This is a genomic window from Achromobacter xylosoxidans (assembly GCF_002192695.1).
GTDB lineage: Bacteria > Pseudomonadota > Gammaproteobacteria > Burkholderiales > Burkholderiaceae_B > Achromobacter > Achromobacter xylosoxidans_C.
This window is the reverse complement of sequence record NZ_MTLG01000053.1, coordinates 146667-172291: the sequence shown is the minus strand read 5'-3', so window position 1 is coordinate 172291 and position 25625 is coordinate 146667. Positions and strand designations below refer to the sequence as shown.

Sequence of the window (25625 nt, the reverse complement as noted above, 5' to 3'; positions counted from 1 at the left end):
CGTTTTTTCATGGGTGCGGCGCAAGGATTACTTGACTGCCGACACATCCAGCTTGGCTTGCGTCTTGGACTTGATCTCGTCCACCGTCACGCCCGGCGCCGTTTCCAGCAGCTTGAGGCCGTTCTCGGTGACTTCCATCACGCCCAGGTCGGTGATGATCAGGTCGACCACGCCCACGCCCGTCAGCGGCAGGTTGCATTCGGACAGCAGCTTGATGTCCTCGGTGCCGTCCTTCTTCTTGGCCACGTGCTCCATCAGGACCACGACGCGGCCCACGCCCGCCACCAGGTCCATGGCGCCGCCCATGCCCTTGACCATCTTGCCCGGGATCATCCAGTTGGCCAGGTCGCCCTTTTCGGACACCTGCATGGCGCCAAGAATGGCCAGGTTGATCTTGCCGCCGCGGATCATCGCGAACGAATCCGCCGACGAGAAGATCGAGGAACCAGGCAAGGTCGTGACCGTCTGCTTGCCTGCGTTGATGAGGTCGGCGTCGACTTCATCATCGGTGGGGAACGGGCCGATGCCGAGCAGGCCGTTCTCGGATTGCAGCCACACTTCCATGCCCTTGGGCACGTGGTTGGCCACCAGGGTCGGCAGGCCGATACCCAGGTTCACATAAAAGCCGTCTTGCAGCTCGCGCGCGGCGCGTGCCGCCATTTCATCGCGGGACCATGCCATGTCTGTTCTCCTTAGGCCGGGCGAGTGGTGCGTTGTTCGATGCGCTTTTCGGGCGTGGCATTCAGCACGATCCGTTGCACATAGATGCCGGGCAAGTGGATCTGATCGGGATCCAGGCTGCCGGTATCAACGATTTCCTCGACTTCGACCACCGTGAACTTGCCCGCCATGGCGACGTTCGGATTGAAGTTGCGGGCGGTCTTGCGGAACACCAGGTTGCCGCTGCGGTCGGCGATGTGCGCCTTGACCAGCGACACGTCCGGCACCAGCGAACGCTCCATCACGTACTGGTGGCCGTCGAACTCGCGGATTTCCTTGCCGTCGGCCACGATGGTGCCCACGCCGGTGCGAGTGAAGAAGGCCGGAATGCCGGCGCCGCCGGCGCGCAGCTTCTCGGCCAGCGTGCCCTGCGGCGTGAACTCGAGCTCGAGTTCGCCGGACAGGAACTGGCGTTCGAATTCCTTGTTCTCGCCCACGTAGGACGCGATCATCTTGCGGACCTGGCGCGTATTGAGCAGCTGGCCCAGGCCGAAGCCGTCCACGCCCGCGTTATTGCTGATGCAAGTGAGATCCTTGACGCCCGAATCGCGCAGCGCGGCGATCAGGGCCTCGGGGATGCCGCAAAGGCCGAAACCGCCCACGGCGATCATCTGGCCGTCCTTGACGATGCCTGCCAGCGCCTCCTGGGCGCTTGCAAAAACCTTGTCCATCGCTCCAACTCCTAGTTAAGGTCTAACCGAAGAGGGCGCGGCTGCCGGCGCCGCCTCCAGCAACGCCGTCCGGCGCCCTGTGCGGCTGGCGCCGAGGGTGGCGCGCCCTTATTGCTTTTTTGATTTTGCGCTAGATTTTACCGGCATGGCCGGCCAAAGCACGCGCTATTTTGGCCGGCGCCGACTCAAGCCGCGGGCTTGAACATGGCGCCCAGCTTGGACAGCACCTCTTGCGGCCACGGCGCGGACGCATTGGCCACATAGTCCATCCAGACTAGCACGTTGCGCGCGCGGGCATAAGGACCGCCCTCGTCGCCCGCCTTCTCCAGCAGCAATTCAAATTCCGCGCTGCTGCGGCCGATGCGCATGAGCTTGTGCGTCACGCGCACATTGGCGGGATAGGTCAGGGGCCGCAGGAAATCGCAGGACGCATGCGCCAGGATCAGCCCCTGATCGGCGGGCAGCGCGAAACCGGCGCCATAGAGTATCTGTATCCGGGCCTCTTCCATGAGGCGGAAATACATCGCGTTGTTCAGATGGTTCAGAGGGTCCGAATCGCCCCACCGCAAGGGCAGTTCGACCTGATGGATATCTCCCACGGCCAAGGTCCGCGCTGAGGTTTTGTCCGCGTTCACCAATTACTCCTGATGGCTCAAAGAAATACGAAGGCATACCTGACCTCCGCCTGCAATACAATCGCCGATAATACTTCCAGCAAAATATGGAATACATACGGGGAGCTTTGCAATGTCTGAACGCGAGTCGATGGAATATGACGTGGTCGTGGTTGGCGGTGGACCCGCCGGCCTGGCCACTGCTATCCGTCTTAAGCAGCTGGCCGCTGAAAAGAATCAGGAAATCGGCGTCTGCGTACTTGAAAAGGGCGCGGAACTGGGTGCGCACATCCTGTCCGGCGCCGTCATGGACCCGCTGGCGCTGACCGAGCTCATCCCCGACTGGAAGGAAAAAGGCGCGCCGCTGAACGTGCCCGTCACGCATGACAAGTTCATGTTCCTGTCCGAGACCGGCGCGCGCACCACGCCCAACTGGCTGCTGCCGCCCTGTTTCCACAACGAAGGCAACTACATCGTCCGCCTCGGCGACGTCGTCAAGTGGATGGGCGAGCAGGCCGAGGCGCTGGGCGTGGACATTTTCCCCGGCTTCGCGGCCGTGGAACTGCTGTACGACGAAAACGGCGCCGTCCGCGGCGTGGCGACCGGCGACATGGGCGTGGCCCGCGACGGCTCGCACACCGACCACTACCAGCCCGGCATGGAGCTGCACGCCCGCTACACGGTGTTCGCCGAAGGCGCGCGCGGCCAGCTGGGCCGCCAGCTGATCGAACGCTACAAGCTGGACGACGGCCGCAATCCGCAGTCCTACGGCATCGGCATCAAGGAAATGTGGGAAGTCGATCCGGCCCAGTCCAAGCCCGGCCTGGTGATCCACACCGCCGGCTGGCCGCTGGACGCCGACACCTACGGCGGCTCCTTCCTCTACCACCTGGACAACAACCTGGTGGCGGTGGGCATGATCGTGGGCCTGGACTACGCCAACCCCTGGCTGTCGCCGTTCGACGAATTCCAGCGCTACAAGACGCACCCCGCCATCCGCGGCACCTTCGAAGGCGGCAAGCGCATCGCCTACGGCGCGCGCGCCATCACCGCGGGCGGCCTGCTGGCCCTGCCCAAGCTGACCTTCCCGGGCGGCGTGCTGGTCGGCTGCGAGGCCGGCTTCCTCAACGCCTCGCGCATCAAGGGCAGCCACGCCGCCATCAAATCCGGCAAGCTGGCCGCCGAAGCCGCGTTCGACGCGCTGGTCGCCGACCGCCGCCAGGACGAGCTGGCCGCCTATCCCGCGGCCTTCGAGGCGTCCTGGCTGCATGCGGAACTGAACAAGGCGCGCAACTTCAAGCAGTGGTTCAAGAAGGGCCGCACCATCGCCACCGTGATGACCGGCGTCGAACAGCTGCTGCTCAAGGGCAAGATGCCCTGGACCCTGCGCCACAACAAGCCCGACCACGCCTGTCTGCAGCCCGCATCGCAGTGCGCGCGCATCGACTATCCCAAGCCCGACGGCAAGCTCACCTTCGACAAGCTCAGCTCGGTGTTCATCTCGAACACCAATCATGACGAAAACGAGCCCATCCACCTGACGCTGAAGGATCCGTCGATACCGGTGCAGGTCAACCTGGCCAAGTATGGCGGCCCGGAGTCGCGCTACTGCCCGGCGGGCGTGTACGAATTCGTCAAGGACGACCACGGCGAAGACCGCCTGCAGATCAACGCCCAGAACTGCGTGCACTGCAAGACCTGCGACATCAAGGACCCGACCCAGAACATCGTCTGGGTGGCGCCGCAAGGCGGCGAAGGTCCGGTCTACAGCGGCATGTAAAGCAACCGGACGCCAGCGCCCGGCCACCAAGGCGCCCCGCGGGGCGCTTTTTTTTCGACAGGCAGGACTATCCCATGACCGAACGCGTACTCCTCATCGGCTGCGGCGACCTGGGCCAGCGCGCGGCCCGGCGCTTCCTGGCGCGCGGCGACGAAGTCTACGCGCTGCGCCGCAATCCGCCGGCTGGGGATGCGGACGGCATCCGCTGGCTGCAAGGCGATATCTCCCGCGCCGACGGGCTGCCTGCCCTGCCCGAAGGCATCACCCGGCTCATCCACCTGCCCGCGCCCGGCGCGCGCGAAGCCGCCGCCTACCGCGCGGTTTTCGTCGACGGCCTCAAGCACGTGCTGGACGCGCTGGACACCACGCAGCTCAAGCGCATCGTGTTCATCTCGTCCAGCGCGGTTTACGGCGAACATCAGGGCGGCTGGGTCGACGAAGACACGCCGCCCGCGCCGCTGGGCGTCAATGGCCGCATCCTGCTCGAGGCCGAAGCCGCGCTGGCGGCGCGCGGCCTGCCCTCGACCGCCTTGCGGCTGGCGGGGCTGTACGGTCCCGGACGCCTGCAGTTGATCGAACGCCTGCGCCAGGGCGTGGCAGGCGCGCCGAGCTCTCCCGAGCACTGGGCCAACCGCATCCATATCGACGACGCCGCGGCGGCCGTGGTCCATCTGGCGCTGCTGCCCGATGCCGCGCCTGTCTACATAGGCTGCGACGACACGCCCCTGCCCCTGCATGAGCTGTATGCCGACCTGGCCAGGCTGATCGGCGCGCCCGCGCCACGGGAGGCGCCGGCGCCCGCCAACGTCGGCAGCAAGAAGCTCAGCAACGCCCGCCTGCGCGCCAGCGGCTTCACGCTGCAATGGCCGGACTCGCGGCAAGGCTATGCGGCGCTGTTGGCGCCATCCGGCAACGGCCCGGATACGCCGCAGGCATAGTTCGGCGCGCATCGAATCGTGGCCGCCAAGGCTGGCGGATACTGGCGGCCGGATCCACTACCGGCCATCGCCATGCATCCTGCCCATCCCCTGCAGGCGGTCACTCACCCCGACCCCTACCCGTATTACGCCGCGCTGGCGCGCGAGCGGCCGCTCTATCGCGAGCCGGCGCTGGACCTGTGGATCGCCAGCCATCCGGACACGATAGCGGCCATCATGCAGCACCCGGCCGCGCGCGTGCGCCCGATGGCGGAGCCCGTGCCCAAGGGACTGTGCCCAGGCGCGGCGGGCGTACTGTTCAGCCGCTTCGTGCGCATGAACGACAGCGCAACGCACACGCAGCTGAAGACCCTGCTGAGCGCCTACCTCCGCGAGCAAGCGGAGCAGGCCTGTACGCCCGCTTGGCCGGATCCCGGGCCGCTGGACGCCGCGGCCGTCGACCGTTACCTGAACACCGCGCCAGTGCATGCGCAAGCCGCCTTCCTGGGACTGCCGCCCGACCTGTACGCGGATTGTGCCGCCGATATTGCCGCGTTCCTGTCCGCGCTGCCTGCCGCCGCAACGGCAGATCGCATCGAAGCGGGGCACGCCGCCGCGCAGCGCCTGCAGACGCGCCTCGAATCGCATCTGCAGGTCCCTGACGCCGCGCCGGCCTTGCGCAGGCTGCGCGAAGACGGCGCGCGGGCCGGCATTGCGCCCGCGCTGCTGGCCGCCAACCTGGCCGGCCTGCTGTTCCAGTCCCGCGAGGCGGGCGCGGGCCTGCTGGGCAATGCGATCCTCCTGGCCGGACGCCGCGGCCTGCGCGCGGACTTCACGGAAGATGCGGCGCTGGCGCTGGTGGATGAAGTCGAACGCAGCGACCCGCCGCTGCACAACACGCGGCGCTTTCTCGCCGCCGACATCGACGTCGGCGGCCAACGCATCGAAGCCGGCCAGACCGTGCTGCTGGTGCTGGCCGCGGCCGCCACCTTGCAACCCGAGGCGCATTGGACTTTCGGCGCGTTCGGGCACGCCTGCCCCGGCCGCCCGCCGGCCCGCCAGCACGCGGCCGGCGCGCTTATCCGCCTGCGGCGCGCCGGCCTGGACGCCGCCGCGCTGGCGGCCCGCTTCCGCTACCGGCCGCTGCCCAACGCACGCGTGCCGCAGTTTGATTTTTACGAGGAACCAGCACCATGATCGCAGTGATATTCGAAGTCGAACCCGCCCACGGCAACCCCGATCCCTATCTGCGCATCGCCGCCGGCCTGATCGATGAACTCAAGGCCGTCGACGGCTTTATCTCGGTCGAACGCTTCCAGAGCCTGAGCGATCCGGGCAAGCTGCTGTCGCTGTCGTTCTGGCGCGATGAAGCGGCGGTCCAGCGCTGGCGCACGCTGGAGTCGCACCGCCGGGCCCAGGAGGCCGGACGCGGCGGCGTCTTCGCCAACTACCGCCTGCGCGTGGCGCAGGTGCTGCGCGACTACGGCATGAACCAGCGCGACGCGGCGCCTGCCGACAGCCGCGAGCGGCACGGCTGAGGCCCGCGCCTCAGGCCCCGGCGGCGGCCGCCGCCAGTGCCACCCGGTGGGTGGCGCCGGATTCGAACACTGCCGTCATCGCGGGCAGGCCCGGCGCGGACGAGGGATCGAAGTAATCGGCCTCGTCGCGCCCCTGGCCCGCCGGCAGGTCGCGCACTTCCACGCGAAAGCCCTCGGTCCGGTTGCCGCGCAGTTCCGGCACCGCCTGCAACAGGCGGCGCGTGTAGGGATGCGTGGGCCGGTCGAACACTTCGTCGCGCGTGCCTTCTTCGACGATATGGCCGCGCAGCATCACCACCACGCGGTCGGCGATCTGCTCGACCACGCCCAGGTCATGCGAGATCAGCAGGCAGGCGAAGCCGTGTGAGCGCTGCAGCGACATCAGGGTCTCCAGCACCTGCTTCTGCACGGTGACGTCCAGCGCCGACACCGGTTCGTCCGCGATGATGACCTCGGGCCGCAGCACCAGCGCCCGCGCGATGGCGACGCGCTGGCGCTGCCCGCCGGACAGCTCGTGCGCATAGCGCTCCGCGTAGTCCTCGCCCAGGCCCACGTCCCGCAGCGCCTCGGCCACGCGCTCGCGGCGGATTTCCGTCGTCATGCCGGCTTCCAGCCGCAGACCCTCGCCCACCAGGTCGCCGATGGTCATGCGCGGATCCAGCGATGAATAGGGGTCCTGGAACACCATCTGCACCCGCCGGCGCGCCGCCTGCCACGACTGGCCCGAACCGCCCGCGGGCAAGGCCTGGCCGTCCAGTTCGATACGCCCCTGGGCCTGCGGCACCAGTCCCAGGATGGACATCATGACCGTGGTCTTGCCGCTGCCCGATTCGCCGACGATGGCCAGCGTTTCGCCCGGCGCCACCGCGAACGTGGCGCGGTGCACGGCGCGCACCGCGCGCTTGCGGAACCAGCCCTCGCGAACCGAGTAGTCGATCGCCAATCCGTCCACCTGCAGGATGGGCGCTCCTTCGACGGCAGGCCGGGCCGGGCCGCGCTTGGGCAGCGCATCCAGCAGTCTGAGCGTGTACGGATCCGCCGGCCGCGACAGGACTTGGGCCACCGGCCCGGTCTCGACCGCGCGGCCGCGGCACATGACCAGCACGCGCTGCGTGTACGCGGCCACCAGGGCCAGGTTGTGGCTGATGAAGATCAGCGCCGTGCCCTGCTCGCGCGTCAACTCGCACATCAGGTCCAGCACTTCCTTTTGCACCACGCAGTCCAGCGCGGTGGTGGGTTCGTCCGCGATCAGGAGGCGCGGCTTGAGCAGCATCACGCCCGCCAGCAGGATGCGCTGGCGCATGCCGCCGGAGAATTCATGCGGATAGCGCTTCATGCAATCCTGCGCGTCGCGCACGCGCACCCGCTCCAGCATCCGGACGGCTTCGTCCCAGGCCGCGCGGCGCGCCATGCCACGACGCAGCACCAGCGCCTCGATGAGTTGTTCGCCCACGCGGAACGCCGGGTTGAGCGACACCATCGGCTCCTGGAACACCATGCCGATGCCGGTGCCGCGCATTGCCGGCCAATCGCGCGGCGCCTGCCGCAGCAGGTCCTGGCCTTCGAACAGCGCGTGCCCGCCTGTGATGCGGGCCGAATCGGGCAGCAGGCCCAGCAGGGCCTTGCCGATCAGCGTCTTGCCGCTGCCGGATTCACCGACGATGGACAGGGATTCGCCGGCGTGCAGGTCGAACGACACCCGGTTCACCACCGGCGCGGCATCGCGCTTGCCGGGAAAGCGGATTTCCAGGTCGCGCACGGACAACAGGGGTTGCGCGGCGGTCATGCCATCACCCCCCGCATGCGCGGATCCAGCAGGTCGCGCACCGCATCGCCCAGCAGATTGATGCCCAGCAGGCTCAACGAAATCATGGCGCCCGGGAACACTGCCAGCCAGATGGCCTGGTCCATGGCGTTGCGGCTCTCGGACAGCATGCCGCCCCAGGTGGCCAGCGGCGGCGGCACGCCCAGGCCGAGAAAGCTCAGCGCGCTCTCCGCCAGCAAGGCGGAACCGAAGATCGAGGTCGCGAAGATGAGCAACGGCGGCAGGCAATTGGGCAGCACGTGGCGGAACACCGTCCACAGGCCGCCATGCCCGGTGGCGCGCGAGGCGATGACGAAATCGCGCTGGCGCAAAGACAGCGCGGCGCCGCGCGCGATGCGCGACACCGACGGCGAATACGCCAGGCCCAGCGCCAGCACCACGCCCCATTTTGACGGGCCCAGCACGGTCATTATGCCCAGCGCGAGCAAGAGGCCGGGAAACGCCATCAGCGACTCCACCAGCACCGTGATGCCGCGGTCGACCCAACCGCCTGCATAGCCCGCCGTGACACCTATCGCGGTGCCCAGGAGCAGCGCCAGCAGCACGGAGAACACGCTGACCGCCACGCTGACGCCCGCCCCCGCCATCAACCGCGACAGCACGTCGCGACCGAATTCGTCGGTGCCCAGCCAGTACTCCGCCGAGGGCGGCGAAAAGCGCGCCAGGAGGTCGCCTTCCAGCGGGTCATGCGGCGTATAGAACAGCCCGACCAGGGCCAGCAGCACGACGCCCCCGACCAGCGCGCCGCCCAGGACGGCATTGGTATGTTTAATGGCCATGATGATCCTATTGAAGCTTCACGCGCGGGTCGAACAGCGGATACAGCAGATCCACCACCAGGTTGACCGCCACGTACAGGAGCGCGATGAACAGCAGGCAGCCCTGCACCACCGGGTAGTCCCGCGCATAGATGCTTTCCACCAGCAGGCGGCCGATGCCCGGCAGCGTGAACACGGTCTCGATCACCGCGGCGCCCGACAGCAGATGGCCCAGCATCAGGCCGATCACCGTCAAGGTGGGGCCAAACGAATTGGGCAGCACGTGGCGCAGCATGACGCGTTTTTCCGGCAGGCCCTTGGCGCGCGCATGCGCCACGTACTCCAGCCGCAGAGTCTCGATGGTGCTGGCCCGCATCATGCGCGTGATCGCGGCGATCTCCGTCAGCACGATGGCGCATACCGGCAGCACCAGATAGCGCGCCGCCCCCAGTCCGCCCTGGGCGATGGATTCGAAGCCATACACGGGCAGCCAGTTCAGCTTCACGCCGAACAGCCAGATCAGCAGGATGCCGACCCAGAAACTGGGCATGGACACGAACAGGATAGCCGTCGACACGATGGCGGTGTCGGCGCGGCGGTTCTGGCGCCAGGCGGCCACCATGCCGGCGGGCACCGCCACCAGGCAGGCCAGCAGCGTGGCGGTCAGCACCACCTGGGCCGTCACCGCGAAATGCGTCAGCACCAGGTGCATCACGGGCTCGCGCCGCGCGATAGACATGCCCAGGTCGCCCTGCAGCGCATTCCCCACCCAGATCAGGAACTGCTCGCCGACCGGACGGTCCAGCCCCAGCGCGTGGCGCATTTCCGCCAGCAGCGCCGGGTTGTCGATGTCGCCCAGCATCAGCGAAGCCGGATCCCCTGGAATCGCGCGTATCAGCGCGAACACGAGCACCGTGACCACGATCACGGTGGGCACCGACGCCGCGATGCGCTTGAGTAGATAGCCCAGCACGGCGCCTCAGTTCTTGGTCACGTTGAAGAAACGCGGCTTGCGCAGCGGCCAGCCGGTAAAGCCTTGCAGCTTGCTGGAGACCACCACATAGCCTGGCTTGTTGTAGTACATCAGCAGCGGCGTATCGCGCAGCATCAGGGCATGCAGTTTGTCGAAGGCCTGCTTGCGCACGGCGGGATCGGATTCGGCTTCTATGCCTTCCAGGATGGCCGCGGCCTCGGGGCTTTCCCACTGGGCCATGGGCGTCCTGGACTTGTCGCCGATCACGTCGCGGAACATCAGCGCGGGCTCGGTGCGCGCGGAGTAGGCGAATGCCATCAGCTGGAACTTGCCCTCGCGGAAGTTGGTCACCTGGGTGCCCCACTCCAGCATGTCCAGCTCGGCCTTGATGCCGGCCTTGCCCAGCAACTGCTGCGTCACCACCGCGACCCGGTACAGATAGGGATAGCGCTTGTTGGCCTGCAGTTTCAGGGGCTCGCCGCGATAGCCGGCGGCGTCGAGCAGGCGCTTGACCTCTTTCAGGTTCTTCTCGTAGCCGGCGCGGTCGGCTTCGGAGTAATAGACGCTGGCCGCGGGCACCAGGGACGGGTTATAGGCCGCCTGGCCGTTGTTCAAGGCCCGGGCGATGCCGGGAAAATCCAGCGCCAGCGCGATGGCGCGACGCATGTTCACGTCCGACAGCAAGGGCGCACGCGTCTGCATCAGCAGGTTGACGGTGTCCAGGCCCTGCTCGGTGACGATGTTCCAGCGCGGGTCCTTGGCCGGCAGATTGTCTTCGTCCGCGTTATAGGCGTCGACCTGCCCCGCCATGAGGGCCGCCTTCTGCGCGGCCGCGTCCGGGATCACGACAAAGCGCACGTTGGCCTGCGCAACCTTCCTGCCGGCCATGCCGCTGGGCGCTTCCTCGCGCGGCTTGTAGCCGGCGTACGGCGTCAGCAGCAGGTACTGTTCCTTCTTCCATTCGGCAAAAACGTAGGGACCCGTGCCTATGGGCTTGTCCCACTTTCCTGCGGCGTCGACGCTCTTGGCGCTCAGGACCGGCATCGGGCACTGGACGCTGGCCATCTGGTCCAGGAACAAGGCATAGGGTTGGTCCAGCCTGAACACCACGGTGGCCGGATCCGGCGTTTCCACCGCCACGACCTTGGCGCCCTTGCTGCCGTCGTAAAGATTCTTGCAGGAATACTCGGACTGGGCGCCATTGAGGTAGTCGTAGGTCCATTTGACGTCGGCCGAACTCATGGGCGTGCCGTCGTGGAAGGTCACGCCCTGGCGCAGCTTGAAGGTGTAGGCGCGCTTGTCGTCGGACAGCGTCCAGCTGTCCGCCAGCATGGGGGCCACGCTCATGTCGGCGCGCAGCGCCACCAGGGACTCCACCACGTGCGCCAGCACGTTGTCGGTGGAGGTATTGCGCGACCGTCCGCCGGGCAGCGTGGTCGGCGTGCCCGACCCTTCGGCGTAGCGGATTTCGGGCGCGGCGGCCTGCGCCCGCACGGCGGCGGGCAGACCGGCCACGACGGTCGCCAGCGCGGCGGACAACAGCAGCGCGTTCTTGGCGCGCATGGCATGCGAATTCATAGGGATCACTCCAGGCGCGGCGCTCGCCGCATACGGGTCTGGGGGCCGGCTCAGAAGAGCCGGTACTCCGCGAAGTTGCGTCCTTCGTAGGGCTTGCGCGCGATCCACATCACGCCGCTGGCCGGCTCCATCAAGGTGGTGGCCACCGTGGCAGAGATGCTGTCGAAGCTGGCCGGCTTGGGCGAACGCAGCACGCCGTCCGGCGCGGCAAAGTCGTCGGCCAGGATGCGCTTGACCGTGTCCCAGTCGATGCCGCCGGCCGCGCGCGCCAGCATGTCCTGCACCCGGCGCTGCCGGTAGATCGAATCCGGATTGGCCGCCAGCCCCTTGTCGAACAGCTTGGCGCGCGCGGGCGGGCTGATCCAATGGTTGGCGTGCACCAGCAGGCCGTCCTCGGGCGTGATCCAGAAGATCTCGTCGGGCGAGCACTCCAGGTCGACCGCCTCGCCCTGCGCCTGCGCCAGCATCAGGTTGTTGGAGCAGAAGCGGCGCGAGGCCCACAACACCTTCATGGCGTTGCAGGTATTGGTGGCTTCCAGCATCTTGCGCCGCACCAGCACCAGCGGCACCTCGGCCGGGCGCTGATAGTCATGTTCGCAAGACAGGAAATTGCCGGACAGGGAAACGCCAGCGCTGTTGAAGCCGTGACGCGCCAGGCTGCCCGCTTCCGTGAACACCAGCAAGTCGGGGCCGTCTTCGCGGCGCATGCGCAGCACGATGCCGGTATCCACGCATTCCTCGCGCCAGTCCCAGTTATGGGCGTGCATGAGCTTGCCGCCGGCGGCGGCCTCGGGCAGCACGACCAGGCCGGTGCAACCGTCGTCCAGCCCCTTGCGGGCGCGGCCCAGCTCGGCATGGCCGAACATCATTTCGGTGCGGCAGTTGATGACCACCACGTCCTCCAGCGCCTGGCCCGATCCGTCGGCGATGCCGCGCAGCTCTTCCAGGTAGGCCGCGTCATAGTCGCCCACCACCGGCACCATGGCGGCGGCCAGTTCCTTCAAGCGATCCGCGGCGACGCCGCGCCGCTCCAGCTGCCCACGGTAGAGGGCCACGCTGCGCGCCACGCGCTCGGGGACGGCGGCGCCATGCTGGCGGCCCCGTTCGTATGGGCTGCCCTGTACGTCGACCAGGGGGAAGGGGGTGGGCAAAGTCACGGCTCAAGGCTCCGGAGCAAGGTTCAAGACGGGTAAATTTTGTACTAATATATGAAAAAGTTCAATACAAGGGTTTCCCCGGAGCCGTCATCGTGAACGCCGCGCGCGTAGCTCTCCGGTACCATTCCGACTCCGTCGCCCTTCGCGCTCATCCTTCATGTCCAACGCCGCTCCCGCCCGCCCCACTCCGCTGCAAGTCGACCTGGCGCGGCTTATCGCGGAAGACATCGTGGCCCGGCGCCATGCGCCCGGCGACCACCTGTCGGAGGAAACGCTGGCGGCGAGCTACGAGGTATCGCGCACGCCCGTGCGCGGCGCGCTCAGGCTGCTGGCCGCGCAGGGCCTCATCACGCACCGCCCCAACAGCGGCTACACGGTGGCGACCCACACCGCCGCGGCGCCTCCCGCCATCGAAGGCACCGGCCCCACGCTGGACGAGCTGTACCGGCGCCTGATCGATGACCGCGCCTCGCGCGAGCTGCCGGAAACCTTCACCGAACGCGACCTGCAGCAGCGCTATCCGGCGCCGCGCAGCGTGCTGGCCAAGACCCTGCTGCAGCTGTCCGCGGACGGCCTGATCGAAAAGCGCAAAGGCCATGGCTGGCAATTCGCGCCATCGCTGGAAAACCGCGACGCGCTCAACGAGAGCTACCGCTTCCGCATGACCATCGAATGCGCCGGCCTGCTGGAACCCACGTTCCGCCTGGACCGCGAGGCGCTGGCCCGCATGCGCGCCGCACATGAAGCGCTGGCCGCGCGCAGCGACGCCGACATCTCGGCCACCGAGTTCTTCAACCTCAATGCCTCATTCCACGAGATGCTGGCCCGCTTCTCCGGCAACCGCTACATCCTGCAGGCGGTGCAGCAGCAGAACCAGTTGCGCCGGCTGGAAGAGCATGCCGCGTTCTACCGCGACGCGCGCTTCATCAACTCCAGCAGCGAACACCTGCAGATCATCGACGCGCTCGAGGCCGGCGACCAGGAATGGGCTTCGCAGCTCATGCGGCGCCACTTGAAGACCTCGCTGCAAGTGTCCTGACCCCCGTCTGCGCTTTCATTCATCCGCCAGCCCGCCGTCGCGGGCCCTCGGCATGCATGGCCTCCGCGTTGCGGATTGCTTTCGGGTCTTCTTGTATTGTATTTATCAATTGATTAATACAAAATAGAAAGCCCGAGTATCTCTCCACGCCGGAACTCCCATGTCATCGTCAGCGCCTCATCCCATCCCCGCCATCAACGCCGAAGCCTATTGGATGCCCTTCACCGCGAACCGCCGCTACAAGCGCGCACCCGTGCTGTTCAGCGCCGCCGAGGGCATGCACTACATCCGGCCGGACGGACGCCGCGTGCTGGACGGCATTGCGGGCCTGTGGTGCGTGAACGCCGGGCACCGCCGCCCGGAAATCGTCGAAGCCATCGCCCGCACCGCCCATGAGCTGGACTACGCGCCGTCGTTCCAGATGAGCCATCCCCTGGCCTTCGAGCTGGCCGAGGCCTTGCGCCAGGAAGCGCCCGCCGGGTTCTCCAACGTGTTTTTCTCGAACTCCGGATCAGAAGCGGTGGACACCGCGCTGAAGATCGCGCTGGGCTATCACCGCGCGCGCGGACAGGGCCAGCGGGTGCGTCTGATCGGACGCGAGCGCTCGTACCACGGGGTGGGGTTTGGCGGCCTGTCGGTGTCGGGCATCGCCGGCCACCGCAAGCCTTTCGGCAATCTGCTGCCCTACGTGGACCACCTGCCGCACACCTATGACCGCAGCCAGATGGCCTACACGCGCGGCCAGCCGGACTGGGGCGCCCACCTGGCCGATACGCTGGAGCGCATCGTCGCGCTGCATGACGCCTCCACCATCGCGGCCGTCATCGTGGAGCCCGTGGCGGGCTCGACCGGCGTGCTGGTGCCGCCCAAGGGCTATCTGCAGAAGCTGCGGCAGATCTGCGACGCGCACGGCATCCTGCTGATCTTCGACGAAGTGATCTGCGCCTTCGGCCGCATCGACGGCGCGTTCGCCTCATCACACTTCGGCGTCACGCCGGACATCATCACCAGCGCCAAGGGGCTGACCAACGGCGCCATCCCCATGGGCGCCACGCTGGTGCAGCAGCACGTCTACGACGCCTTCATGCAGGGACCGGACAGCGCCATCGAGCTGTCGCACGGCTACACCTATTCCGGCCATCCGGTGGCCTGCGCGGCCGGCTTGGCGACTCTGGACATCTGCCGCCGCGAAGGCCTGTTCCAGCGCAGCCGCGAACTCTGGCGCTATTGGGAAGACGCGGCGCACAGCCTGAAAGGACTGCCGCACGTGGTGGACATCCGCAACATCGGCCTCCTGGCCGCCATCGAACTGGAGCCGCTGGCAGGCAAGCCGGGGCAGCGCGCCTATGCCGTGCACCAGGCCTGCCTGGAACGCGGCTGCCTGATCCGTTCGGCGGGCGACACCATGCTGTTGTCGCCCCCGCTCATCATCGAGCGCGCGCAGATCGACGAATTGTTCTCGGTATTGTCGGACGTGCTGCGCGCGGACGCCTGAGCGCCCTGCCCTGCCTATGCCAGGTGCCGCGCCACCGCCTGGACCACCTGCCGCACATCCGCGGCGGACACGTCCAGGTGCGTGACCAGGCGCGTCGGGCCGCCATAGACGGCCCGCATCTGGATACCGTCGGCAGCCAGTTTGGCGGTGAGCTCCTCGCAGCGCACGGGCTCGAATTCCGCGAACACCATGTTGGTGTCCTGGCTCAATACCTTTACGCCCGCAATGGCGCGCAGCCCTTCCGCCAGCAGCCGGGCGTTCTCGTGGTCTTCGGCCAGGCGCTCCACGTTGTGCTCCAGCGCATACAGGCAGGCCGCGGCCAGCACGCCAGCCTGGCGCAAGCCGCCGCCCAGCATCTTGCGCCAGCGGCGGGCGCGTGCGATGAGTTCCACGCTACCGACCAGCACCGACCCCACGGGCGCGCCCAGGCCCTTGGAAAAACAGACGGACACCGTGTCGAAAGGCGCGCACAGGTCCGCCACCGGCTTGCCGCTGGCGACGGCCGCGTTGAACACGCGGGCGCCGTCCAGATGCGTCGCCAGGCCATGCTGGCGCGCCCAGTCGGTCGCGGCCCGCACATAGCTGGCCGGAATCAGCTTGCCGTGGAAAGTATTCTCCAGCGCCAGCAGGCGGGTGCGGGCGAAATGCGCGTCGCCCTCCGGCTTGAGCGCCGCGGCCAGCTTGTCCAGCGGCAAAGAGCCGTCAGCCGCATGTTCTATGGGCTGCGGCTGGATGCTGCCCAGCACCGCCGCCCCGCCGCCTTCGTACTTATAGGTGTGCGCGAGCTGGCCCACCAGATACTCGTCGCCCCGCTCGCAATGGGCCATCAGAGCACCCAGGTTGCTTTGCGTGCCGGACGGAAAAAACAGGCCGGCCGCCTTGCCCGTGCGCTCGGCAACCGCCTCCTGCAGGCGGATCACGGTCGGGTCGTCGCCCATCACGTCATCGCCCAGGGGCGCGGATACCATGGCCTGCAGCATGGCTGCGGATGGCCGGGTGACTGTGTCGCTACGCAGATCGATCATGGAAAGTCCCAGGATAGGAAAAGGAATTCGGAAAGCGCTTATTCGGCGCGCGCCGCCGGCGCCGCGCGGCTCACCACCCAGATGCCGGCCAGGATCAGCACCATGCCGCCCAGCTCGGCCGCGGTAGGCTGCTCGGACAGCAGCGCCCAGGCGAACAGCATGGCCACGACCGGCACGCCCAGGCTGGACAGGCCCGCGATCGACGCCGGCACCAGGCGCACCACCAGCAGCCACAGCAGCCAGCCCGCCGCCGTCGCGATCAGCACGATGTAGGTCATGCCGGCCCAGAGCTGCCAGCCCCACTGGGCGGGCATCTGCGGCACCAGAAAAGCGACCGGCGTCATGACCAGTCCGCCCAGCAGCATCTGCCAGGCCGTGAAAGTCATCACATCGGGCGCGTGGCGTTCGAACATGCGCTTGGACAGCACGGTGCCCACGCCCCAGCACAGGCCGCTGCCCAATCCCAGCAGCACGGGACGGATATCGCCCAGGCCGTTCCAGGGTTCGACGAAGCAGACCAGGCCGATGGCTGCCAGCCCGATGCCCAGCCCATGGCGCGCGGTGGGGCGCTCGCCCAGCAGCCCCCAGGCGAACAGGATCACCCAGAACGGCATCGTGTAGGCCATGAGCGAGACCTTGCCCACGCCGCCCGACACCAGCGCCGTCTGCACGAAGCCCTGGAAGCCGGCCGTCTGCGTCAGGCCGATCAGCAAGGTCAGTTTCCAGGGCGGCATCGCCAGCGGACGCCGCAACGCGATGGCCAGCGCGAACAGCACCAGGCCGCCCGAGACGTAGCGCAGCGCCACGAAGTCGAACGGGCCGATGTAGGGGACGATCAGTTTCATCGCGATCCAGCTGCCCGCCCAGACCAGGATGGTGCTGAACATCAGGGCTAGCCCTGCACGATCGAAACTGCTGCGGCTCACTGGCACGGCTCCGTAGGAAATTCTGGACGCAAAAAAGCAAATACGCCCGTACCGGCGGTTCCGATACGGGCGTATGACATTATGCGCCTGCCTGACCGCCGCTGGCGGCCAAAGGCGGGCCGTTCCCGTCCATCAAATGGACGGGAACGATCACAGGGACTTGGCCAACTGGTCCAGGATGGCCGGATTCTCCAGCGTGGAAACGTCCTGCGTGATTTCCTCGCCCTTGGCGACCACGCGCAACAAGCGGCGCATGATCTTGCCCGAGCGGGTCTTGGGCAGGTTGTCGCCGAAGCGGATGTCCTTGGGCTTGGCGATGGGGCCGATTTCCTTGGCCACCCAGTCGCGCAGCACCTTGGCGATGGCTTGCGCCTCGTCGCCTTCGGGACGCGAGCGCTTGAGCACCACGAAGGCCACCACGGCTTCACCGGTGGTGTCGTCCGGACGGCCCACCACGGCGGCTTCCGCCACCAGCTCGTGCGCCACCAGGGCCGACTCGACCTCCATCGTGCCCAGGCGGTGGCCCGACACGTTCAGCACGTCGTCGATGCGGCCCATGATCCAGAAATAGCCGTCCGCATCGCGCTGCGCGCCGTCGCCGGCCAGGTAGTAGCCGCGCAATTCGGGCGGGAAGTAGCTCTTCTTGAAACGCTCCGGGTCGCCCCAGATGTTGCGGATCATGGCGGGCCACGGACGCTTGATGACCAGGAAGCCGCCATTGCCCTGCTCCACATCGCCACCGGTCTCGTCGACGATCGCGGCGGCGATGCCCGGCAGCGGCAAGGTGCAGGAGCCCGGCTTGGTCGGCGTGGCGCCCGGCAGCGGCGTGATCATGTGGCCGCCGGTCTCGGTCTGCCACCAGGTGTCCACGATGGGGCAGCGCTCGCGGCCGATGTTCTTGTGATACCACATCCAGGCTTCGGGATTGATGGGCTCTCCCACCGTGCCGATGATGCGCAGGCTGTCCAGGTCGTAGTTCTTCGGATGCGCTTCGGGCGCGGCCTCGGCGGCCTTGATCAGCGAACGGATCGCGGTGGGCGCGGTGTAGAAGGTGGTGACCTTGTGGCGCGCGATCATGTCCCAGAAGCGGCCGGCGTTGGGATAGGTCGGCACTCCTTCGAACACCACCTGCGTCAGGCCGGCGGCCAGCGGGCCGTAGGTGATGTAGGTGTGGCCGGTGACCCAGCCCACGTCGGCCGTGCACCAGTACACGTCGTCCTTGCGGGCATCGAAGGTCCACTTCACCGTCAGCAGCGCCCACAGCAGGTAGCCCGCCGAGGAATGCTGCACGCCCTTGGGCTTGCCGGTGGAGCCGGAGGTATAGAGGATGAAGAGCGGGTGCTCGGCGTTGACCGGCACGGGCTCGCAGGTATCGGGCTGGCCGGCCTCGACGTCGTGCATCCAGAGGTCGCGGCCTTCGTTCCATTGCACCTTGCCGCCGGTGCGGCGGTACACGATGACCTTGCTGACGGCCTCGCAGCCGCCCATGGCGAAGGCTTCTTCGACCGCGGGCTTCAGCGGTATGGTCTTGCCGCCGCGCACCTGCTCGTCGGCGGTGATGACCAGGGACGCGCCCACGTCCATGATGCGCTCCTGCAGGCTCTTGGCCGAGAAGCCGCCGAACACCACCGAGTGCGTCACGCCCAGGCGCGCGCAGGCCTGCATGGCCACCACGGCTTCGATCGACATGGGCATGTAGATGATGGCGCGGTCGCCCTTCTTGTAGCCCAATGCGGCCAGGCCGTTGGCGAAGCGGCAGACGCGCGCCAGCAGTTCACGGTAGCTGACCTTGTTGACCTTGCCGTCGTCGGTTTCAAAGATGATGGCGGTCTTGTCGGCATTGCCGTTGGTCAGGTGCACGTCCAGACAGTTGGCCGACACGTTGAGTTCGCCGTCGCCGAACCAGCGGTAGAACGGCGCGTCCGATTCGTCCAGGACCTGCGTGAACGGCTTGGTCCACTGCAGGTTGTCGCGCGCCTGCCCGGCCCAGAATCCGTCGAAATCGTTCTCGACCTGCGCGCACAGCGCGTTGTAGGCCTCCATGCTGGGAATCGCGGCGCCTTCCGCGGCGCGCTCGGGCGGCGGGAACACCCGGGTTTCCACCAGTACGGACTCAATAGCGTTCGACATGATCTTTGTCTCCAATCGGTAATTCTGTTTGTTTGTGCCGCTTGTTCATTGCCCAACCGCAACCGTATCGCCACGCTCTTACGGGCACCTTACGCAAAATGCGGGCCGGAGCCCGCGGCGCAAGGCCGGCGCCGGGCAATCAAGGCGTGCCGCCGCTAGTCGCAACACGACGTCACCGGACAGTCCATAAGGATAGCAGCCTGCACGAACCGCGCGCCTCAGGCGGCGCGCCGCGCCAGCCCGCGCTTCACATCCACGCGCGACAAGAGGATGAGGCCGCCCACGAAGAACAGGCCGGTCACCAGGATCGCCAGCCGGTGGTTGCCGTGCGTGGCCCAGGTCACCAGGCCGTAAGTGAGCGGACCGATCACCGCGGCCAGCTGCACCGCGAAGGTCCACAGCGAGTAGAACTCGGCCAGCCGGCCGGCCGGAGCCAGCGCGCCGGTCATGGCGCGGCCCGCGCTCTGCGTGGTGCCCATGCACAGCCCGGCCAGCGTGGCAGCGACCCAGAACACGGGCGCGGTCACGGCGGCGTAGGCCACCAGCACCATCACGATCCAGCCGCACAGCGTCAGGGCCAGCGCCGGCTTGTGGCCGATGCGGTCCTGCACGTAGCCGAACGAGAAAGCGCCGGCCGCCGCGCCGATGTTCACGGTGAACACCAGCAACATGATCTGCGGCGTGGTGAAGCCCATGACTTCCGAGGCATAGACCGCGGCCAGCGTGATCACCACCGAGATCCCCGCCTGATAGCAGGCGATGCACATCAGCAGCCGGCGGAATTCCGGAAAGTGCTGCCCGGTTTCGCGCCAGGCATAGGCCAGGCGCTTGAGCATGTGCAACGCCTGCCGCTCGCCAGCCTGCGGCCTGGCGCGTTCGCGCAACAGGAAGAAGGACGGCAGCGCCGCCAGCGCGAACACCAAGCAGGTGACGACGATGACCCAGGGCACGAAATGCTCGGCCGTTTCACCGCGCGCCTCGGCCAGCGTCACGACGACCAGCGACAGGCCCAGCGTGAGCATGCCGCCGCAATAGCCGAAGCTCCAGCCCCAGCCCGACACGCGTCCCAGCGCGGCGGGCCGCGCGAGTTCCGGCAGGAAAGCCGCGACCACGGACTCGCCAACGCAATAGCAGTAGTTGGAAACGACGATGGCGGCCAGCGCCAGCCAGACGTCCCCAGGCCCGGCCTGCGTCAGCACCAGCGTGGCGGCCACGCAGCCCACCGTGCTCGTAAAGAGCAGGCGGCGCTTGCTGGCGTGTGCGTCCGCGCGAGCGCCCAACGTGGGCATGGTCAGCATGATGAGCAGGTAGGACAGCGACAGCGCCGCGGTCCAGGCCAGCGTGGCCCACGGGGCGCGCCCGCCGACCACGCCGACGAAATAAGTGCTGAACACCGCCGTGAGGATCACGGTGGTGTAGCCTGAATTGGCGAAGTCGTACATGGCCCAGGCCCAGACTTCGCGTTTGGCCACGCCGGGATTCAAGGGGCCGTCGCCCCCTGCTCCGGCGTTCTGCGCGGAAGCGCCAGCCGGCGCTTCCGACGGCTCGCCGTGGCTCATAGGCCCAGCGCGGCGATGCCAGCCTGCGCGATCAGCGCATCTTCGGTCGACTTCACGCCCGACACGCCGACGGCGCCGACGACATGGCCATTCGCCACGATAGGCACGCCGCCTTCCAGCATGCCTTCGAGGAGCGGCGCCGACAGGAACGAATAACGCCCGTTATTGATGATCTCTTCGTAGATCCGCGATTCGCGGCAGCCCATGGCGGCAGTCTTGGCCTTGGCCGGCGCAATATGGGAAGAAATCGGCGCCACGCCATCCAGGCGCAGCATGCCCATCAGATGCCCGCCATCGTCGACAACGGCGATGGCGACCGCCCATTTGTTCTGCAGGGCGTGTGCTTCGGCCGCAGCCAAGATCTTCTTGACGTCTTCGGCGGCCAGCACGGGTTTGGTATTCATTGCAGCGACTCCTTTATCTGTTCCAGGGCGGTGGGATCTTCTATGGTGGTCAGATCGCCGGGATCGCGTCCTTCGCATACCGCGACGATCGCGCGGCGCAAGACCTTGCCGGAACGGGTCTTGGGCAATGCGCCCACGAACCGGATCCTGGCGGGCCTGGCCACGGCTCCCAACTGCTCTTCCACCAGCCGCATGATATCGCCTTCCAGGCGCTTTGCCCCCTCTTCAGTCTCGGCCCCGGCGGGATTCTTGAGCACGGCGAACGCCATCGCGACCTGGCCCTTGAGCGAGTCCGCCACGCCCACCACCGCGCACTCGGCAATCGCGTTGTAGCTGTTCACGGATTCCTCGATCTCGCGCGTGCCCAGCCGGTGGCCCGCCACGTTGATCACATCGTCCGTGCGGCCCAGGATGAACCAATAGCCGTCGGCATCCACCAGCCCCCAGTCGAAGGTCGAATACACCTGGCGCCCGGGAATGGAGGTGAAGTAGGTCTGCACGAAACGCTCGTCGTCGCCCCAGATGGTGGACATGGCGCCCGGCGGCAGCGGCGGCACGATGGCCACCACGCCCTTCTGGTCGGGGCCCAGGTCCTCGCCGGTGGACTCGCTGACAATGCGCGCATCAAAGCCGTACACCGGGAACGATGGGCTGCCGTAGCGGGTCGGCACTTTTTCCACGCCCGGCTGGGCCGACAGGATCGGCCAGCCCGACTCCGTCTGCCAGTAGTTGTCGATGATGGGCTTGCCCAGGCCGCTGGAGATCCATTGCGCCGTGGGTTCGTCCAGCGGCTCGCCCGCCAGGTAGACCGCGCGCAGCGTGGACAGGTCGTGGCGCTTGAGCAATTCCGGATCCTGCCGCTTGAGCACGCGCACCGCGGTCGGCGCCGAGAACAGGGTGTTGACGCCGAACTGCTCCACCAGCTTCCACAGGATGGCGCCGTCCGGGCGCACCGGCGTGCCTTCGTACAGCACCGTCGCCTGCCCGCCGATCAGCGGGCCGTAGATAATGTAGGAATGGCCCACCACCCAGCCAATGTCGCTGGTGCAGAAGAAAGTGTCGCCGGCGCGGCCGTCGAACAGGTACTCCATGGACGAGGCCAGCGCCACGGCGTAGCCGCCGGTATCGCGCTGCACGCCCTTGGGCTTGCCCGTGGTGCCGGAGGTATAGAGGATGTAGCTGGGCTCCGAGGACTCCAGCCACTCCACCGGCACCCGGGCGCCGAGATGACGCTGGCGCAAGGTCGCGTAATCCAGGTCACGTCCTGCCACGGGTTCGAACGGCGCCAGGCCACGGTCGAACACCACCACCGAGGCCGGCGGCGTCTTGGCCAGCGCCAAGGCGCGGTCCAGCAGGGGTTTGTAGGGCACGACCTTGCCGCCGCGCGAGCCGCCGTCGGTGCAGACCACCACTTTGGGCGCCGCGTCATCGATGCGCTGGGCCAGGTTGACCGATGCGAAGCCGCCGAACACCACCGAGTGCACCGCGCCGATCCGCGCGCACGCCAGCATGGTAAACACGGCTTCCGGCACCATGGGCATATAAAGCAGCACCCGGTCGCCGCGCCCCACCCCAAGCTCCTTGAGCATGGCGGCGGCGGCGTTGACCTCTTCGTACATTTCCTGGCGCGTGTAGACGCGCTCCCGTTCAACCTCGGTGGACACCCAGATCAGCGCCGTCGCGTCGGCCTGGGTCGGCAGCCAGCGGTCGACGGCGTTGTAACAGAGATTGGTGCGCCCGCCCGTGAACCACTTGGCGAACGGCGGCCGGGAAAAGTCCAGCACGGACTCGAAAGGCGTCTCCCAGTGGATGCGGCCGGCCTCTTCCCGCCAGAACGCGTCGCGGTCATGTATCGAGCGGTAATGGAAATCCCGGGTTTTTTGCATTTATGTCTCCTGTTATCTTTCCTGGGCCTTAAGGCTGATTGATTTCTTCTCGAATCCTTTGGTCATTCTGGTAGGCGAACCTTGCACGAGGCTTGCCGCAAGTCAAAATGTTCTGCCAAATGTCCACGCTGCATGGACATTAACGCCGGTTTCGTAACGAACTGGTCTTAAAAGTTTGGTAGAATCCCCGCGAAGTTGTAGAACAATGTTGATTTTGCTGACATCTCGGCCACATTCACGGCGAATTCCGTGTTTTTTGCCGTTATCTGCGAATCACCCCCAGGCGCATGCATCGACACTCCAACCACGCGAGACTGAATCCTTCCTCCGGCCAAGCAACTCGCGGTCTGCGCTTGCTGGCGTTGGTTGCATGCGTGGTGGGTTTGGCAGGTTGTGCCGCTACAAATCAAAAGTCAACCGCCCATACGTCCGAGATTGACCCCTACGAGACGGAATGGGTCGCCACCTCCGATGATCCCATCGGCGTACTGGTAAGCCAGAAATTCAAGCGCGAACGCCAGAAGACCCATTCAGGCGTCAACAGCGACAACGCCCTGGTCAGCGAGGCCCTGAACCACCTGGGCATCCGCTACCGCTTCGGCGGCAATTCCCCCGACACTGGATTCGACTGCAGCGGCCTGGTCACGTACACGGCCGAACGTTCGCTGGGCCTGAAGCTGCCCCGCAACGCCGCCGAAATGGCGCAGCAAGGCGTCTCGATCGCCAAGAACGAGCTGAAGGCCGGCGACCTGGTCTTCTTCAATACGCTGGGCCGCCGCTACTCGCACGTGGGCATCTACCTGGGCGACGACCGCTTCGTGCACTCGCCCAGCGCCGGCGGCGTGGTCCGCGTCGAAAACATGACCATGGCCTACTGGTCCAAGCGCTACAACGGCGCCCGCCGCCTGGACAACAGCCTGATGGCGTCCGCCCGCGCCTCCAACTAAGTACCCCGCCAGGATAGCCGCGAGGCCCTGCACCCAACAAGCAAAACGCCGCCGGACTTTCCAGTCCGGCGGCGTTTTTCATATCTCTTCGCGGCCCTTGGGGCCGCAGGCCGTTTCGGCCTCCCCAGTTTTTGTTTGGCGGCGGCAGACTGCGTCTTCAGTGCACCGAGCCCGCCCGCGGGCATAGGCCGCATTGCTGCAGGGCCTGCTGCATGCTGCATACCGAACGCCGACAAGCGACGACGCGGATGCCGCCACGTTGCGCGGCGTTGCGGAAGGTTTTCATGACGTTGTGCCCCAGGAAGTCGGTCAGCAGGATGACCAGCTGGGTGCCCGAGGGCAGTTGCAACGTCTTCTTTTGATGCGAGGGATCACGCCCGCTGATGTGGTGCGTGATCGAAATATTGTGTCCTTTGAGCAGATCCGGAATGTTGCCGAGGCGGTCGGCGCCCACTACCACTGCACTTAATCCTGCCGTCATGATGAACCTCACTGGGTCGTTGAGACTGAATGTAATGATAATGATTCCTATTTTTTAGTCAACTCAAATGAGATCCGTTCTTATTTAATTATTTTTATGAGCATATGAAAGGGGATAGCGCGGACCGCGACGCACCCAGAAAAAAGGCGTGCCGCCCAATGGCGCCGCGCCTCTTGCCCCCGGAGAACCGGCCGCCCCGGCCTGCTACTTGGGCGCGCCCTGCACCGCCTCGGTCACCACCGCACGAGTCAGCGAAGGCGCCAGCATTTCCAGGAAGGTGTAGACGTAGTCGCGCAGGAACACCCCCGCCTTCACGCCCACGCGGGTCGTGTGCGTGCCGAACAGGTGGCCCACCGGCAGGCCCACCAGATTGCCGTCGCGGCGCGGATCGTAGGCCACGCCGGCGATGATGCCGATGCCCAGGCCCACGTCGACGTAGGTCTTGATGACGTCGGCGTCGATGGCTTCCAGCACGATGTCCGGATGGATGCCCTGGTTGGCGAAGATTTCGTCTATGGTGCTGCGGCCGGTGAAGGCGCGGTCATAGGTCACGATGGGATATTCCGCCAATTGCGCCAGCGACAGGCGCTTGGCGGCGCTGGAGGTCAGCTCGGCCAGGGGATGGTCCGGGCGCACCACTACTGTGTGTTCCCAGGCATAGACCGGCAGGGTCGCCAGGCCCGGCGTCAGGGCCAGGGATTCCGTCGCCAGCGCCAGGTCGGCCTGCTCGTGCAACACCATTTCGGCCAGTTGCGCGGGGCTGCCTTCGGCCAGCGACAGGTGCACCTTGGGGAATTGCTTGCGGAATGCGGGAATGACGCGCGGCAGCAGGTAGCGCGCTTGAGTGTGGGTGCAAGCAATGACGAGGCCGCCTTCGTCGCGGCGCGCGAACTCGTCGCTGACCTTCTTCAGGTTGTCGACTTCGCGCATGATGCGGTCGATGACCTGCGACACCGCCAGGCCGGGCTTGGTCAGCCCTTTGATGCGTTTGCCGTGCCGTTCGAAGATCTTGATGCCCAGTTCGTCCTCGAACTCGATGATCGCCTTGGAGACGCCGGGTTGCGAGGTGTAGAGCATCCGGGCGGCTTCGGTCAGGTTGAAGTCGCGCCGGATGGTTTCGCGCACAAAACGAAATTGCTGCAGGTTCATGAATTGGCCCCTGATAGACGGGCCAATTATAAGTAATAAGGACGCCTTATTAT

At 66.7% G+C, this 25625-nt stretch carries 23 protein-coding genes; 7 read left to right on the top strand and 16 right to left on the bottom strand.

All coding sequences use genetic code 11. The features are described 5' to 3' along the window. Window positions 1-27 precede the first annotated feature (27 nt). The 3 genes from BRO63_RS07275 to BRO63_RS07265 form a co-directional block, all read right to left on the bottom strand. A complete protein-coding gene (locus BRO63_RS07275) occupies window positions 28-681 on the bottom strand; it encodes a CoA transferase subunit B (protein ID WP_054450695.1) in 654 nt (217 codons plus the stop codon). A gap of 11 nt (window positions 682-692) precedes the next feature. After that, window positions 693-1391, bottom strand: coding sequence for a CoA transferase subunit A (locus BRO63_RS07270; protein WP_088139081.1), 699 nt, complete (start codon window positions 1389-1391; stop codon window positions 693-695). A 185-nt stretch (window positions 1392-1576) separates the two neighbouring features. Continuing rightward, entirely contained in the window at window positions 1577-2026 is a 450-nt protein-coding gene (locus BRO63_RS07265) for an acyl-CoA thioesterase (RefSeq protein WP_088139195.1), read from the bottom strand. Window positions 2027-2138: 112 nt separating this feature from the next. Here BRO63_RS07265 and BRO63_RS07260 point away from each other — a divergent pair, with 112 nt between their 5' ends. From BRO63_RS07260 to BRO63_RS07245, 4 genes are all read left to right on the top strand, one after another. After that, on the top strand, window positions 2139-3785 hold the full coding sequence (locus BRO63_RS07260) for an electron transfer flavoprotein-ubiquinone oxidoreductase (protein ID WP_179215049.1): 1647 nt from the start codon (window positions 2139-2141) through the stop codon (window positions 3783-3785). Between the two features lie 74 nt (window positions 3786-3859). Next, complete coding sequence (locus BRO63_RS07255) at window positions 3860-4723, top strand: NAD-dependent epimerase/dehydratase family protein (protein ID WP_088139080.1); 864 nt, start codon at window positions 3860-3862, stop codon at window positions 4721-4723. Between the two features lie 72 nt (window positions 4724-4795). Next, window positions 4796-5899, top strand: coding sequence for a cytochrome (locus tag BRO63_RS07250; protein WP_088139079.1), 1104 nt, complete (start codon window positions 4796-4798; stop codon window positions 5897-5899). Further along, window positions 5896-6240, top strand: coding sequence for an antibiotic biosynthesis monooxygenase family protein (locus BRO63_RS07245; RefSeq protein WP_088139078.1), 345 nt, complete (start codon window positions 5896-5898; stop codon window positions 6238-6240). Before BRO63_RS07250 ends, BRO63_RS07245 begins: the two co-directional genes overlap by 4 nt. 10 nt (window positions 6241-6250) lie before the next feature. Here the strand turns inward: BRO63_RS07245 and BRO63_RS07240 are convergent, their stop codons facing one another. Genes BRO63_RS07240 through BRO63_RS07220 form a run of 5 tightly spaced genes read right to left on the bottom strand, consistent with a single transcriptional unit; the run spans window position 6251 to window position 12531 of the window. Further along, a complete protein-coding gene (locus BRO63_RS07240) occupies window positions 6251-8026 on the bottom strand; it encodes an ABC transporter ATP-binding protein (protein ID WP_088139077.1) in 1776 nt (591 codons plus the stop codon). Then, window positions 8023-8844: an ABC transporter permease gene (locus tag BRO63_RS07235; protein WP_088139076.1), complete on the bottom strand. Its 822-nt coding sequence runs from the start codon at window positions 8842-8844 to the stop codon at window positions 8023-8025. The genes BRO63_RS07240 and BRO63_RS07235 overlap by 4 nt, the downstream gene beginning before the upstream one ends. A gap of 7 nt (window positions 8845-8851) precedes the next feature. Then, the gene (locus tag BRO63_RS07230; RefSeq protein WP_088139075.1) at window positions 8852-9796 is read right to left on the bottom strand and encodes an ABC transporter permease; all 945 of its coding nucleotides are present in this window, start codon (window positions 9794-9796) and stop codon (window positions 8852-8854) included. Between the two features lie 6 nt (window positions 9797-9802). After that, window positions 9803-11374: an ABC transporter substrate-binding protein gene (locus tag BRO63_RS07225; RefSeq protein WP_088139074.1), complete on the bottom strand. Its 1572-nt coding sequence runs from the start codon at window positions 11372-11374 to the stop codon at window positions 9803-9805. A 50-nt stretch (window positions 11375-11424) separates the two neighbouring features. Next, window positions 11425-12531 carry a C45 family autoproteolytic acyltransferase/hydolase gene (locus BRO63_RS07220; RefSeq protein WP_088139073.1) on the bottom strand — a complete coding sequence of 369 codons (1107 nt, stop codon included), beginning with the start codon at window positions 12529-12531 and terminating at the stop codon, window positions 11425-11427. A 157-nt stretch (window positions 12532-12688) separates the two neighbouring features. Between BRO63_RS07220 and BRO63_RS07215 the strand changes: the two genes are divergently transcribed. Further along, complete coding sequence (locus BRO63_RS07215) at window positions 12689-13570, top strand: GntR family transcriptional regulator (RefSeq protein ID WP_088139072.1); 882 nt, start codon at window positions 12689-12691, stop codon at window positions 13568-13570. A gap of 160 nt (window positions 13571-13730) precedes the next feature. After that, window positions 13731-15065 (top strand): aspartate aminotransferase family protein, encoded by a 1335-nt coding sequence (locus BRO63_RS07210; protein ID WP_088139071.1) that lies wholly within the window; start codon window positions 13731-13733, stop codon window positions 15063-15065. A 14-nt stretch (window positions 15066-15079) separates the two neighbouring features. Here the strand turns inward: BRO63_RS07210 and ltaE are convergent, their stop codons facing one another. The 6 genes from ltaE to BRO63_RS07180 all read right to left on the bottom strand — a co-directional run bounded on the left by ltaE (window position 15080) and on the right by BRO63_RS07180 (window position 22995). Continuing rightward, on the bottom strand, window positions 15080-16090 hold the full coding sequence (ltaE, locus tag BRO63_RS07205) for a low-specificity L-threonine aldolase (RefSeq protein WP_088139070.1): 1011 nt from the start codon (window positions 16088-16090) through the stop codon (window positions 15080-15082). Window positions 16091-16128: 38 nt separating this feature from the next. Then, window positions 16129-17016, bottom strand: a complete 888-nt coding sequence (locus BRO63_RS07200) for a DMT family transporter (protein WP_088139069.1) — start codon at window positions 17014-17016, stop codon at window positions 16129-16131. Window positions 17017-17166: 150 nt separating this feature from the next. After that, on the bottom strand, window positions 17167-19146 hold the full coding sequence (gene acs / locus BRO63_RS07195; RefSeq protein ID WP_088139068.1) for an acetate--CoA ligase: 1980 nt from the start codon (window positions 19144-19146) through the stop codon (window positions 17167-17169). Window positions 19147-19364: 218 nt separating this feature from the next. Beyond that, complete coding sequence (locus BRO63_RS07190; protein WP_088139067.1) at window positions 19365-20705, bottom strand: MFS transporter; 1341 nt, start codon at window positions 20703-20705, stop codon at window positions 19365-19367. Then, on the bottom strand, window positions 20702-21109 hold the full coding sequence (locus BRO63_RS07185) for a heme-binding protein (protein ID WP_088139066.1): 408 nt from the start codon (window positions 21107-21109) through the stop codon (window positions 20702-20704). Before BRO63_RS07185 ends, BRO63_RS07190 begins: the two co-directional genes overlap by 4 nt. After that, window positions 21106-22995, bottom strand: a complete 1890-nt coding sequence (locus tag BRO63_RS07180) for a propionate--CoA ligase (protein WP_088139065.1) — start codon at window positions 22993-22995, stop codon at window positions 21106-21108. Before BRO63_RS07180 ends, BRO63_RS07185 begins: the two co-directional genes overlap by 4 nt. A 287-nt stretch (window positions 22996-23282) precedes the next feature. On the opposite strand from BRO63_RS07180, the gene BRO63_RS07175 reads away from it, so the two are divergent. Next, window positions 23283-23942 (top strand): C40 family peptidase, encoded by a 660-nt coding sequence (locus tag BRO63_RS07175; RefSeq protein WP_059374739.1) that lies wholly within the window; start codon window positions 23283-23285, stop codon window positions 23940-23942. 157 nt (window positions 23943-24099) lie between these two features. On the opposite strand, the gene BRO63_RS07170 is transcribed toward BRO63_RS07175, so the two are convergent. Then, entirely contained in the window at window positions 24100-24423 is a 324-nt protein-coding gene (locus BRO63_RS07170) for a DUF2325 domain-containing protein (protein ID WP_042796837.1), read from the bottom strand. Between the two features lie 204 nt (window positions 24424-24627). Continuing rightward, window positions 24628-25572, bottom strand: a complete 945-nt coding sequence (locus BRO63_RS07165) for a CysB family HTH-type transcriptional regulator (RefSeq protein WP_088139063.1) — start codon at window positions 25570-25572, stop codon at window positions 24628-24630. Between the last annotated feature and the right edge of the window lie 53 nt (window positions 25573-25625).

Excerpts from the sequence above, each read along its gene's own strand:
- BRO63_RS07275 (WP_054450695.1), bottom strand. The coding sequence starts at position 681 with ATGGCATGGTCCCGCGATGAAATGGCGGCACGCGCCGCGCGCGAGCTG.
- BRO63_RS07270 (WP_088139081.1), bottom strand. The coding sequence starts at position 1,391 with ATGGACAAGGTTTTTGCAAGCGCCCAGGAGGCGCTGGCAGGCATCGTC.
- BRO63_RS07260 (WP_179215049.1), top strand. The coding sequence starts at position 2,139 with ATGTCTGAACGCGAGTCGATGGAATATGACGTGGTCGTGGTTGGCGGT.
- BRO63_RS07255 (WP_088139080.1), top strand. The coding sequence starts at position 3,860 with ATGACCGAACGCGTACTCCTCATCGGCTGCGGCGACCTGGGCCAGCGC.
- BRO63_RS07250 (WP_088139079.1), top strand. The coding sequence starts at position 4,796 with ATGCATCCTGCCCATCCCCTGCAGGCGGTCACTCACCCCGACCCCTAC.
- BRO63_RS07245 (WP_088139078.1), top strand. The coding sequence starts at position 5,896 with ATGATCGCAGTGATATTCGAAGTCGAACCCGCCCACGGCAACCCCGAT.
- BRO63_RS07240 (WP_088139077.1), bottom strand. The coding sequence starts at position 8,026 with ATGACCGCCGCGCAACCCCTGTTGTCCGTGCGCGACCTGGAAATCCGC.
- BRO63_RS07235 (WP_088139076.1), bottom strand. The coding sequence starts at position 8,844 with ATGGCCATTAAACATACCAATGCCGTCCTGGGCGGCGCGCTGGTCGGG.
- BRO63_RS07225 (WP_088139074.1), bottom strand. The coding sequence starts at position 11,374 with ATGAATTCGCATGCCATGCGCGCCAAGAACGCGCTGCTGTTGTCCGCC.
- BRO63_RS07215 (WP_088139072.1), top strand. The coding sequence starts at position 12,689 with ATGTCCAACGCCGCTCCCGCCCGCCCCACTCCGCTGCAAGTCGACCTG.
- BRO63_RS07210 (WP_088139071.1), top strand. The coding sequence starts at position 13,731 with ATGTCATCGTCAGCGCCTCATCCCATCCCCGCCATCAACGCCGAAGCC.
- ltaE (WP_088139070.1), bottom strand. The coding sequence starts at position 16,090 with ATGATCGATCTGCGTAGCGACACAGTCACCCGGCCATCCGCAGCCATG.
- acs (WP_088139068.1), bottom strand. The coding sequence starts at position 19,146 with ATGTCGAACGCTATTGAGTCCGTACTGGTGGAAACCCGGGTGTTCCCG.
- BRO63_RS07190 (WP_088139067.1), bottom strand. The coding sequence starts at position 20,705 with ATGAGCCACGGCGAGCCGTCGGAAGCGCCGGCTGGCGCTTCCGCGCAG.
- BRO63_RS07185 (WP_088139066.1), bottom strand. The coding sequence starts at position 21,109 with ATGAATACCAAACCCGTGCTGGCCGCCGAAGACGTCAAGAAGATCTTG.
- BRO63_RS07180 (WP_088139065.1), bottom strand. The coding sequence starts at position 22,995 with ATGCAAAAAACCCGGGATTTCCATTACCGCTCGATACATGACCGCGAC.
- BRO63_RS07175 (WP_059374739.1), top strand. The coding sequence starts at position 23,283 with ATGCATCGACACTCCAACCACGCGAGACTGAATCCTTCCTCCGGCCAA.
- BRO63_RS07170 (WP_042796837.1), bottom strand. The coding sequence starts at position 24,423 with ATGACGGCAGGATTAAGTGCAGTGGTAGTGGGCGCCGACCGCCTCGGC.
- BRO63_RS07165 (WP_088139063.1), bottom strand. The coding sequence starts at position 25,572 with ATGAACCTGCAGCAATTTCGTTTTGTGCGCGAAACCATCCGGCGCGAC.